Here is an 11,433-nt window from a genome sequence, read left to right as displayed (position 1 = left end):
GGCACCGTCCGGGGGGCGGGAGACTGTGTCCATGGCCTGCCCCGTCCGGATCCTGTTCCACTCCCCCCGCATCCCGCAGAACTCCGGGAACGCGATCCGGCTGGCCGCGGTGACCGGGGCGCCGCTGCACCTGGCCGGACCGCTCGGCTTCGAGCTCACCGACACCCGGCTCAAGCGGGCCGGGCTGGACTACCACGAGCTGGCCAGCTTCACCGTCCACGACGACCTCGAGGCGGCCTACGCCGCGCTGCTGCCCGCCCGGGTGCTGGCCTTCACCGCGCGCGCCACCACCCGGCACACCGACATCGCCTACCGGCCCGGTGACGTGCTGCTGTTCGGCCCCGAGCCCACCGGCCTCGACCCCGAGGTGCTCGCCGACGAGCGGGTCACCGAGCGGGTCCGCATCCCGATGCTGCCCGGCCGCCGCTCGCTCAACCTGGCCAACGCCGCCTCGATCGCCGTCTACGAGGCCTGGCGCCAGCACGACTTCAGCTGACCCCGCCCGGCGACCGGGAACGCCGCGAGGGGCGGCCCGGATGGTCCGGACCGCCCCTCGCGAGCGGGTGAGCCTGGCTCAGCGGTAGTCGCCGAGGTCGAACTCCTCCAGCGGCACCGCCGCACCCGAGCCCGAGCCGAAGTCGTAGTCGTAGGGCTCGTAGCTCATCGAGTACGCCATCGCCTTGGCCTCCTCGGTGGGCTCCACCTTGATGTTGCGGTAGCGGTCCAGACCGGTGCCGGCCGGGATCAGCTTGCCGAGGATGACGTTCTCCTTCAGACCGACCAGGGAGTCGGACTTGCCGTGGATCGCCGCGTCGGTGAGCACCTTGGTCGTCTCCTGGAAGGAGGCGGCCGACAGCCACGACTCGGTCGCGAGCGAGGCCTTGGTGATGCCCATCAGCACCGCACGACCGGACGCCGGCTGCCCACCCTCGGCCTTCACCCGGCGGTTCTCCGCCTCGAAGGCCTGCCGGTCGACCAGGTCGCCGGCCAGCATGGTGGTGTCACCGGACTCGATCACGGTCACCCGGCGCAGCATCTGCCGGATGATGATCTCGATGTGCTTGTCGTGGATCGGGGCACCCTGCGTGCGGTACACGGCCTGCACCTCGTCCACCAGGTGCTCCTGCACCTTGCGGACGCCGAGGACGCGCAGGACGTCCTGCGGGTCCTGGGTGCCGGCGGTGATCTGCTGGCCGAGCTGGACGGTGTCGCCGTCCTCCACCAGCAGCCGGGCACGACGGCCCACCGGGTACTCGATCTCCTCCGAGCCGTCGTCGGGGGTCAGCACGACGGTGCGGCTGCGGTCCCCCTCCTCGATCCGGACGCGACCCGAGGTCTCCACGATCGGCGCCTTGCCCTTGGGCTGACGGGCCTCGAAGAGCTCGACCACACGCGGCAGACCCTGGGTGATGTCGTCACCGGCCACACCACCGGTGTGGAAGGTGCGCATCGTCAGCTGGGTGCCGGGCTCACCGATCGACTGCGCCGCGACGATGCCGACGGCCTCACCGACGTCCACCAGCTTGCCGGTGGCCAGCGAGCGCCCGTAGCACTTCGAGCAGGTGCCGGTGGCGGCCTCGCAGGTGAGCACGCTGCGCACCTTGACGGTCCGGACCCCGGAGGCGACCAGGCGGGCGATGTTGACGTCACCCAGGTCGACCCCAGCCGGCAGCAGCACCTCCCCGTTCTCGTCGGTGACGTCGACGGCGAGGGTGCGGGCGTAGACCGCGCTCTCGACGTTCTCATCAACCACCAGCGGACCGTTCTCGTCACCGTCCGGCGCCTGTGCGATGACCTTGGTCAGGCCGCGCTCGGTGCCGCAGTCCTCCTCGCGGATGATGACGTCCTGGGAGACGTCGACCAGACGACGGGTCAGGTAGCCCGAGTCGGCCGTCCGCAGCGCGGTGTCGGCCTGGCCCTTACGACCACCGTGGGTCGAGATGAAGTACTCCAGCACCGACAGGCCCTCACGGAAGTTGGACTTGATCGGCCGCTCGATGATGTCGCCCTTCGGGTTCACCACGAGCCCTCGCATGGCGGCGATCTGGCGCATCTGCACCATGTTCCCGCGCGCCCCGGAGTGCACCATCATGTAGATCGGGTTGGTCGACTCGAAGTTGGCCTCCATCTCCTGGCCGAGCTTCGCGGTGGCGTCGTTCCAGAGCTCGATGAGCTCGCCCCGGCGCTCCTCGTCGGTGATCAGACCGCGCTCGTACTGCTTGTCGATCTTGGTCGCGCGCTCCTCGTAGCCGGCCAGCAGCTGCGGCTTGGTCGGCGGGGTGGAGACGTCGCTGATCGAGACGGTGACACCGGAACGGGTGGCCCAGCGGAAGCCCAGGTCCTTGAGGTTGTCCAGCGTGCTGGCCACCTCGACCTTCGGGTAGCGCTCGGCCAGGTCGTTGACGATCTGACCCAGCTGCTTCTTGCCCACCTCGTGGTTGACGAAGGGGTAGTCCGCCGGCAGGGCCTCGTTGAACAGGGCCCGGCCCAGGGTGGTCTCGACCAGCTTGGCCACCGGCTCCGCGCCGGTGCTGGCGACGTAGTCGGTCATCCGGATCCGCACCGTGGCACCGATGGCGAGCTCACCGCGGTCGAAGGCCATCACGGCCTCCGACGTGCTGCTGAACGCCCGCCCCTCACCGGCCACGCCATCGCGCTGCATGGTGAGGAAGTAGTGCCCGATGATCATGTCCTGGGTGGGCATGGTCACCGGACGGCCGTCGGCCGGCTTGAGGATGTTGTTCGTCGACAGCATGAGGATCCGGGCCTCGGCCTGGGCCTCGGCGCTCAGCGGCAGGTGGACCGCCATCTGGTCACCGTCGAAGTCGGCGTTGAAGGCGGTGCAGACCAGCGGGTGGATCTGGATCGCCTTGCCCTCGATGAGCTGCGGCTCGAAGGCCTGGATGCCCAGGCGGTGCAGCGTGGGCGCCCGGTTCAGCAGCACCGGGTGCTCGGCGATGACCTCCTCCAGCACGTCCCACACGACCGGACGCTGGCGCTCGACCATCCGCTTGGCGGACTTGATGTTCTGGGCGTGGTTGAGGTCGTCCAGCCGCTTCATGACGAAGGGCTTGAACAGCTCCAGCGCCATCGCCTTGGGCAGACCGCACTGGTGCAGCTTGAGCTGCGGGCCGACCACGATGACCGAACGGCCCGAGTAGTCGACGCGCTTGCCGAGCAGGTTCTGACGGAACCGGCCCTGCTTGCCCTTGAGCATGTCCGAGATCGACTTCAGCGGACGGTTGCCCGGCCCGGTGACCGGACGGCCGCGGCGGCCGTTGTCGAACAGCGAGTCGACGGCCTCCTGCAGCATCCGCTTCTCGTTGTTGACGATGATCTCGGGGGCACCGAGGTCGAGCAGCCGCTTCAGCCGGTTGTTGCGGTTGATGACGCGGCGGTACAGGTCGTTCAGGTCCGACGTCGCGAAGCGGCCACCGTCCAGCTGCACCATCGGGCGCAGGTCCGGCGGGATCACCGGGACGCAGTCCAGCACCATGCCGGTGGGGCTGTTCTCGGTGGTGAGGAAGGCCGAGACCACCTTGAGACGCTTGAGGGCGCGGGTCTTGCGCTGGCCCTTGCCGGTCTGGATGGTGTTCTTCAGCGACTCGGCCTCGGCCTGCAGGTCGAAGGACTGCAGACGCTTCTGGATCGCGTCGGCACCCATCGAGCCCTCGAAGTACTTGCCGAAGCGGGCCTTCATCTCGCGGTAGAGGATCTCGTCGCCCTCGAGGTCCTGCACCTTGAGGTTCTTGAACCGGTCCCAGACCGCGTCGATCCGGTCGAGCTCGCGCTGGGCGCGGTCGCGCAGCTGCTTGACCTCGCGCTCGGCGCCCTCGCGGACCTTGCGCTTGGCGTCGGCCTTGGCCCCCTCCTCCTCGAGGGCGGCCATGTCCTCCTCGAGCTTCTTCATCCGGTTCTCGATGTCGGCGTCGCGACGCTGGGCGCGGTTCTTGCGCTCGACCTCGATCTTGCCCTCCAGCGACGGCAGGTCGCGGTGGCGGGCCTCCTCGTCGACGGAGGTGATCATGTAGGCCGCGAAGTAGATGACCTTCTCCAGGTCCTTCGGGGCGATGTCGAGCAGGTAGCCCAGCCGGCTGGGCACACCCTTGAAGTACCAGATGTGGGTGACCGGGGCCGCCAGCTCGATGTGGCCCATCCGGTCGCGACGCACGTTGGAACGGGTCACCTCGACGCCGCAGCGCTCGCAGATGATGCCCTTGAAGCGGACGCGCTTGTACTTGCCGCAGTAGCACTCCCAGTCCCGCGTCGGACCGAAGATCCGCTCGCAGAACAGGCCCTCACGCTCCGGCTTGAGCGTGCGGTAGTTGATCGTCTCGGGCTTCTTGACCTCACCGTGCGACCAGCCGCGGATCTCGTCGGCGGTGGCGAGGCCGATGCGCAGCTTGTCGTAGAAGTTCACGTCGAGCACGTTGCTTGATCTCTTTTCTACGAACGGAAGGTATCCGTTCGTGCTTGAAAACTGACGTCAAGTCCGGGTGGTCGGGGCGGGACCCCGATCCTTGTTCAGCTGTGGTCTCGTCGGCCTGCCGACCGGGACGGTGGCCCGTCCCGGTCGGGGGTGCTCAGACCTCGTCGACGCCGGCGAAGGACTCGCCGGGGCGGCGGGAGAGGTCGATGCCGAGGTCGTCGGAGGCGCGGTAGCTGTCCTCCTCGGAGTCCCGCAGGTCGATCAGGTTGCCGTCGGAGGACAGCACCTCCACGTTCAGGCAGAGGGACTTCATCTCCTTCACCAGCACCTTGAACGACTCGGGGATGCCCGGCTCGGGGATGTTCTCGCCCTTGACGATGGCCTCGTAGACCTTGACGCGGCCGGCCACGTCGTCGGACTTGATGGTGAGCAGCTCCTGCAGGGCCCAGGCGGCGCCGTAGGCCTCGAGCGCCCACACCTCCATCTCGCCGAACCGCTGACCACCGAACTGCGCCTTACCACCGAGCGGCTGCTGGGTGATCATCGAGTACGGACCGGTCGAACGCGCGTGGATCTTGTTGTCCACCAGGTGGTCGAGCTTCAGCATGTACATGTAGCCGACCCCCACCGGCTCGGGGTACGGCTCGCCGGAGCGGCCGTCGAAGAGCCGGGCCTTGCCGGTGCCGTCGACGAGCTTCTGCCCGTCGCGGGTCGGCAGGCCGTGGGCCAGCAGACCGCTCAGCTCGGTCTCGGTGGCGCCGTCGAAGACCGGCGTCGCCAGCCGCTGGTCGCCCTCCACGCGACCCAGCCCGACCGAGCGCAGCCGCTCGGCCCAGGGCTCGTCCACGTCGGTGATGTCCCAGCCGGTCTTGGCCACCCACCCGAGGTGGGTCTCCAGCACCTGGCCGACGTTCATCCGGCTCGGCACACCCAGCGGGTTGAGCACGATGTCGACCGGGGTGCCGTCCTCGAGGAACGGCATGTCCTCGACCGGGAGGATCTTCGCGATGACGCCCTTGTTGCCGTGGCGGCCGGCGAGCTTGTCACCGTCGGAGATCTTGCGCTTCTGGGCGACGTAGACCCGCACCAGCTGGTTGACGCCGGGGTTGAGCTCGTCGTCGTCCTCGCGGTCGAAGACCCGGATCCCGATGACGGTGCCGGACTCGCCGTGCGGCACCTTCATCGAGGTGTCGCGGACCTCACGCGCCTTCTCGCCGAAGATCGCGCGCAGCAGCCGCTCCTCCGGGGTCAGCTCGGTCTCGCCCTTCGGGGTCACCTTGCCGACCAGGATGTCGCCGGTGCTCACCTCGGCGCCGACGCGGATGATGCCGCGCTCGTCGAGGTTGGCCAGCATCTCCTCGCTGACGTTGGGGATGTCGCGGGTGATCTCCTCCGCGCCCAGCTTGGTGTCGCGGGCGTCGACCTCGTGCTCCTCGATGTGGATCGAGGTGAGGACGTCGTCCTGCACGAGGCGCTGGGACAGGATGATGGCGTCCTCGTAGTTGTGGCCCTCCCACGGCATGAACGCCACCAGCAGGTTGCGGCCCAGCGCGATCTCGGCACCGTCGGTGCACGGACCGTCGGCGATCGGGTCGCCGGCGGCCAGGGAGTCGCCGACCTTGACCAGCGGACGCTGGTTGATCGAGGTGCCCTGGTTGGACCGCTGGAACTTGGCCAGCTTGTAGCTGCTGTAGGTGCCGTCCTCGTTGGCCACCTCGACCAGGTCGGCGCTCACCGAGGTGACCGCACCGGCCTTGTCGGCCACCGTCACGTCACCGCCGTCGACGGCACCGCGGTACTCCATGCCGGTGCCGACGAAGGGGGCCTCGTTGCGGATCAGCGGCACGGCCTGGCGCTGCATGTTGGCCCCCATCAGGGCCCGGCTGGCGTCGTCGTGCTCGAGGAAGGGGATCAGCGAGGTGGCGACCGAGACCATCTGGCGCGGCGAGACGTCCATGTACTGGACCTCCGCCCCGGGGATGGTGTCGACCTTGCCGTGGCGCTGGCGGACCAGCACCCGCTCCTCGGCGAAGGTGCCGTCCTCGTTGAGCACGGCGTTCGCCTGGGCGGTGACGTAGCGGTCCTCCTCGTCGGCGGTGAGGTACTCCACCTCGTCGGTGACCCGGCCGTCGACGACCTTGCGGTACGGGGTCTCCACGAAGCCGAAGGCGTTCACCCGGGCGAAGGAGGCCAGCGAGCCGATCAGACCGATGTTCGGACCCTCGGGGGTCTCGATCGGGCACATCCGGCCGTAGTGCGACGGGTGGACGTCACGGACCTCCATGCCGGCGCGGTCGCGGGACAGACCGCCCGGACCCAGCGCCGACAGCCGGCGCTTGTGCGTCAGCCCGGCCACCGGGTTGGTCTGGTCCATGAACTGCGACAGCTGCGAGGTGCCGAAGAACTCCCGCATCGCCGCGACCACCGGACGGATGTTGATGAGGGTCTGCGGGGTGATGGCCTCGATGTCCTGGGTGGTCATCCGGTCGCGGACCACGCGCTCCATCCGGCCCAGGCCGGTGCGCAGCTGGTTCTGGATCAGCTCACCGACGGTGCGCAGCCGGCGGTTGCCGAAGTGGTCGATGTCGTCCTCCTCGACCAGCACCGTCTGCTCGCCCTCGGCCCCGTCGAGGTACTGCTGGCCCTCGTGCAGGGCGACCACGTAGCGGATGGTCGCGACGATGTCGTCCATCGTCAGCGTCTGGGTGTCGAACGGGAGGTCGAGACCGAGCTTCTTGTTGATCTTGTAGCGACCGACCTTGGCCAGGTCGTAGCGCTTGGCGTTGAAGTAGTAGTTCTGCAGCAGCGTCTCGGCGGCGTCGCGGGTCGGCGGCTCGCCCGGGCGCAGCTTGCGGTAGATGTCGAGCAGCGCCTCGTCCTGGGTGGTGGTGTGGTCCTTCTCCAGGGTGAGCCGCATCGACTCGTACTGGCCGAACTCCTCGAGGATCTTCTCGTCGCTCCAGCCCAGCGCCTTGAGCAGCACGGTCACGTTCTGCTTGCGCTTGCGGTCCAGGCGGACGCCCACGGTGTCGCGCTTGTCGATCTCGAACTCGAGCCAGGCGCCGCGGGAGGGGATGATCTTCGCGGTGAAGATGTCCTTGTCCGACGTCTTGTCCGGGGTCTGCTCGAAGTAGACGCCGGGCGAGCGCACCAGCTGGGAGACCACGACCCGCTCGGTGCCGTTGATGACGAACGTGCCCTTGCGCGTCATCAGCGGGAAGTCGCCCATGAAGACGGTCTGGCTCTTGATCTCGCCGGTCTCGTTGTTCATGAACTCGGCCGTGACGAACAGCGGCGCGGCGTAGGTGACGTCACGCTCCTTGCACTCGTCGACGGAGAACTTCGGGTCCTCGAAGCGGTGGTCGCGGAAGGACAGCGACATCGTCTGGTTGAAGTCCTCGATGGGCGAGATCTCCTCGAAGATCTCCTCCAGACCCGAACGCGGGTTGACGTCGGAACGCCCCTCGGCCAGCGCGTTGTCGACCCGCTGGCGCCACACGTCGTTCCCGATCAGCCAGTCGAACGAGTCGATCTGGAGGTCGAGCAGGTCAGGGACTTCGAAGGGTTCGGCGATCTTGGCGAACGAGATGCGACCGGTGCGGGAGATGACGTTGGTGTTCGAGGCAGTGCGCGAGGCGGCCAACAGTTTGGTCCTTCCGAGACTCGCTGAGCGGTTCTTGGGCACCATGACGGACCCGTGTCAAGAGAGACGGGTGGTCAGAGCACATGGGGCAAGAACACAGAGTACTGCCAGATCAAGCGTCGATGCAAGTACTCGGGCAGGACGAGATCCCGCGGTCAAGCCCGCCCGTCGGAAGGACCGGTGCGGAGCGCCGCTCGTGGCATCAGCATAGCCAGCACCAGAGACGATGCAAGGAGTCGCCGCGCGTGTCCGGCCGCGTCCACCCCGGTCAGGAGGCGGCCTCGGTCTCGGCGATCTCGGCCCGCCGGCGCCACATGTCGACCGAGCGGCGGTAGGCCCCGGCCTCCTCGTAGCGCAGCGCGGCCCGCAGGTAGGCCGCCGCCGCCTGCGCCGACCGCCCGTCGGCGGCCTCGACGTCGGCGAGCAGCGCCTCGGCCTCGGCGCGGGAGTGCGGCTGGGCGGCCAGGCCCTCGTCGGCCAGGCAGAACTCCACCGTGGAGCGGGCCCGGACGGTGTCACCCTCCAGCAGCCACAGCCGCGCCTCGGCCAGCCGGAGCTCGACCAGGTCGCTGCTGTTGCCGACGATCCGCAGCGCGTCCCCGGCCTGCGCCAGCAGCTCCCCCACCCCCTCGGTCATCCGGTTCTGCAGCCGGACCACCGCGCTCGCCTTGCGGAACCGGCCCCACAGCCGCAGGTCGGCCTGCGGGTGCAGCAGCTCCGCGGCCCGGGCGTGGCGCCGCAGGCCGTCCTCGACCCGGCCGGTGAGGAAGTCCATGTTGCCGACGACCCACAGCGCCAGCCCGCGCACCTGGTCGGAGCGGACGTCGTCGACCACCCCGGCCAGCTGCTCGGCCACCGTCCGCGCCTGCTCGAGCTCGTCGACCTCCATCAGCGCGCCGATGAGCACGGCCAGGGTCTCGGCGCGCAGGTCGGTGCTGGGCAGCCGGTCGAGCAGCTCGGTGGCCCGCTGGGCCCGCTCCAGCGCGGTGCTGAGGTCGCCTCCGGCGCGGGCGCTGCGGGCGGCCACCAGCAGCGCCTCCACCGGCAGGTAGGGCAGGTACTGCGAGAGCGGCTCGTCGGCCAGCCGCGAGGCCACCTCCGAGGCGTGGTGGTAGTCGCCGTCCTCGAACAGCGCCCGGGCGCGCAGCAGGGTGAGCGACCAGGCGTCGGCGGCGTCGCCGCGGGCACGGGCGTCCTCGGCGGCCTCCTCCGCGGCCCGGGCGGCGCGGCCGAACTCGTGGGCGGCCATCGCCCGCTGCACCTCCTGGAAGGCCACCACCTTGTCGGCGTCCCCGACCGCCGCGGTCGGCCCGCCGTCGCCGGTGAGGACGTCGACGCCCACCCCGAGCCGCTCGGCGAAGTACTCCAGCATCTCCGGGCTCAGCCGGCGACGCCCCTTCTCGACGTGGGAGACGTAGCTGCCGGTGAAGCGGTCGCCGCCCAGCTCGGCCTGGGAGAGCTGTCGCTCGCGGCGCAGCCGCTTCAGCCGCTGGCCGATCTCGGCGTCCTGGGTCACCGTGACGGTGTCAGCCACGATCCCTCCTGTCCTTCGTCTCCGAATGGGGTGCTCCGGATGGTTGCCAACTCCGCCGGTGATGAACCAGTCTTGGGGGTGCGAGCTTGACAAACCTGACAGCGAGTCAATCGGGTGGGTCGCTGCTGGTCAAGCCCCACGGCCGTGGTTGCTCCGATCGCGCCACCTGACAGCAAAGGACCGAGTATGAGCATCACCCCCCGCAAGATCGTGGTCGCGGCCGTCGCCGCCGCCGGCCTCCTCCTCTCCGGCGCGGCAGCCGGCGTCAGCACCGAGCGCGCGGGAGAGGGCATCTGGTACAAGGCCGACGTCCAGTCCGCCGGCGAGGGCATCTGGTACGCAGCCGGTGCCGACGACTCCCGCCTCACCGCCAACGGCGAGGGCATCTGGTACTGACCCCGCCCCGGGACGCCGAACGGCCCCGCCCCCTCCGGAGAGGGTGCGGGGCCGTTCTGCGTGTGCGTTCACCGGCCAAGCCGGTGCGCGGTCACTTCAGGCTGACGCTGGCGCCAGCGGCCTCGAGCTGCTCCTTGGCCTTGGCGGCGTCCTCCTTCTTGACCTTCTCCAGGATCGCCTTCGGAGCGGACTCCACCAGGTCCTTGGCCTCCTTCAGGCCGAGGCTGGTGAGGGCCCGCACCTCCTTGATGACCTGGATCTTCTTGTCACCGGCCGACTCGAGGACGACGTCGACCTCGTCGCTGCCCTCCTCCTCGGCGGCGGCCTCGCCACCGGCACCACCGGCGGCCGGGGCCGCGGCGACGGCCACCGGGGCGGCGGCGGTGACGTTGAAGGTCTCCTCGAAGGTCTTCACGAACTCGGAGAGCTCGATCAGGGTCATCTCCTTGAAGGCGTCGAGGAGCTCCTCGGTGCTGAGCTTTGCCATGTCAGTGTCCTTTCTCAGTTGCCCGCGGCGGGAGCCGCGTTCGTGTCGGTGTCCGCGGCGTCCGCGTCCGTGTCGGTGCCCGCGGCGTCCGCAGCGGGGGTGTCGTTCCCAGGCTCCTGGGTCTGGCCCTCGCCGGCCCCGGCGATGACCGAGGGATCCGCCTCCGCGGCCTGCTGCAGCGCACCCAGGGCGCGAGCGGCCTGGGAGAGCGGAGCGGCGAAGAGGGACACGGCCTGCTGCAGGGCACCCTGCATGCCGCCGGCGAGCTTGGCGAGGAGGACCTCGCGCGACTCCAGATCGGCCAGCTGGTTGACCTGGCCGGCGTCGAGGAAGCGACCTTCCATGACACCGCCCTTGACCACCAGGAGCGGGTTGGCCCTGGCGAAGTCACGCAGGCTCTTGGCGACGGTGGCGACGTCACCCTTGATGAACGCGATCGCGGTCGGGCCGACGAGCAGGTCGTCGATGCCCTCCACCCCGGCCTCGCGGGCCGCGATCTTGGTCAGCGTGTTCTTCGTCACGGCGTAGCTGGCGTCGTCTCCGAGCGAGCGGCGCAGCTCCTTGAGCGCCGCCACGGAGAGTCCGCGGTACTCGGTCAGCACGGTCGCGTCCGCGCTGCGGAACTGCTCCGACAGCTCGGCCACGCTGGCTGCCTTGTCAGGCCTCGCCATGGTTCTCCCTTCCCACTTCCTCAGGTTCCACCCCGGCCGCGCGGGCGACCGGAGAACCGAAGGGCCCCGGGAACGAGAAACGCCCCGGCACGCGGGCACGGGGCGAAGCACACCACTGGTGGGCTGTCGTACGTACCTGCGCGGGCTCCGTGAGGACTTCGGACCGGTGTCCCGGTCGACCAGCGGTCTTCGGCTCCGAGCACACTACCCCGCCCTGACCCGGGCACCAAATCGCGGGCGCCGGTGCGGCCGGACGCACCGCAGCCCCCGACC

The 11,433-nt window shown here is 69.5% G+C and carries 7 protein-coding genes; 2 read left to right on the top strand and 5 right to left on the bottom strand.

What is annotated here, in order from left to right; genetic code table 11:
* Positions 1-31 precede the first annotated feature (31 nt).
* The gene (locus tag DT076_RS09765; protein ID WP_114126476.1) at positions 32-496 is read left to right on the top strand and encodes a tRNA (cytidine(34)-2'-O)-methyltransferase; all 465 of its coding nucleotides are present in this window, start codon (positions 32-34) and stop codon (positions 494-496) included.
* Positions 497-574: 78 nt separating this feature from the next.
* Here the strand turns inward: DT076_RS09765 and DT076_RS09760 are convergent, their stop codons facing one another.
* The 3 genes from DT076_RS09760 to DT076_RS09750 all read right to left on the bottom strand — a co-directional run bounded on the left by DT076_RS09760 (position 575) and on the right by DT076_RS09750 (position 9,606).
* A complete protein-coding gene (locus DT076_RS09760) occupies positions 575-4,429 on the bottom strand; it encodes a DNA-directed RNA polymerase subunit beta' (RefSeq protein WP_114126475.1) in 3,855 nt (1,284 codons plus the stop codon).
* A 154-nt stretch (positions 4,430-4,583) separates the two neighbouring features.
* Positions 4,584-8,072 (bottom strand): DNA-directed RNA polymerase subunit beta, encoded by a 3,489-nt coding sequence (gene rpoB / locus DT076_RS09755; RefSeq protein ID WP_158548101.1) that lies wholly within the window; start codon positions 8,070-8,072, stop codon positions 4,584-4,586.
* Positions 8,073-8,340: 268 nt separating this feature from the next.
* Positions 8,341-9,606, bottom strand: a complete 1,266-nt coding sequence (locus DT076_RS09750) for a helix-turn-helix domain-containing protein (RefSeq protein WP_147264115.1) — start codon at positions 9,604-9,606, stop codon at positions 8,341-8,343.
* Between the two features lie 186 nt (positions 9,607-9,792).
* Between DT076_RS09750 and DT076_RS09745 the strand changes: the two genes are divergently transcribed.
* Positions 9,793-10,002, top strand: coding sequence for a hypothetical protein (locus DT076_RS09745; protein ID WP_114126472.1), 210 nt, complete (start codon positions 9,793-9,795; stop codon positions 10,000-10,002).
* A 91-nt stretch (positions 10,003-10,093) separates the two neighbouring features.
* Here the strand turns inward: DT076_RS09745 and rplL are convergent, their stop codons facing one another.
* Both rplL and rplJ read right to left on the bottom strand, forming a co-directional pair.
* Positions 10,094-10,489, bottom strand: coding sequence for a 50S ribosomal protein L7/L12 (gene rplL / locus DT076_RS09740; protein WP_114126471.1), 396 nt, complete (start codon positions 10,487-10,489; stop codon positions 10,094-10,096).
* A 14-nt stretch (positions 10,490-10,503) separates the two neighbouring features.
* The gene (gene rplJ / locus DT076_RS09735) at positions 10,504-11,160 is read right to left on the bottom strand and encodes a 50S ribosomal protein L10 (RefSeq protein WP_114126470.1); all 657 of its coding nucleotides are present in this window, start codon (positions 11,158-11,160) and stop codon (positions 10,504-10,506) included.
* Between the last annotated feature and the right edge of the window lie 273 nt (positions 11,161-11,433).

The organism is Desertihabitans brevis, assembly GCF_003327535.1.
GTDB classification, from domain to species: domain Bacteria; phylum Actinomycetota; class Actinomycetes; order Propionibacteriales; family Propionibacteriaceae; genus Desertihabitans; species Desertihabitans brevis.
Note: the sequence above shows the minus strand (reverse complement) of the source record. Positions and strands in the feature narration are given on the sequence as shown.

Bases quoted from the DNA above. Each gene is read 5' to 3' on its own strand.
- DT076_RS09765 (WP_114126476.1), top strand. From the start codon at position 32: ATGGCCTGCCCCGTCCGGATCCTGTTCCACTCCCCCCGCATCCCGCAG.
- DT076_RS09745 (WP_114126472.1), top strand. From the start codon at position 9,793: ATGAGCATCACCCCCCGCAAGATCGTGGTCGCGGCCGTCGCCGCCGCC.
- rplL (WP_114126471.1), bottom strand. From the start codon at position 10,489: ATGGCAAAGCTCAGCACCGAGGAGCTCCTCGACGCCTTCAAGGAGATG.
- rplJ (WP_114126470.1), bottom strand. From the start codon at position 11,160: ATGGCGAGGCCTGACAAGGCAGCCAGCGTGGCCGAGCTGTCGGAGCAG.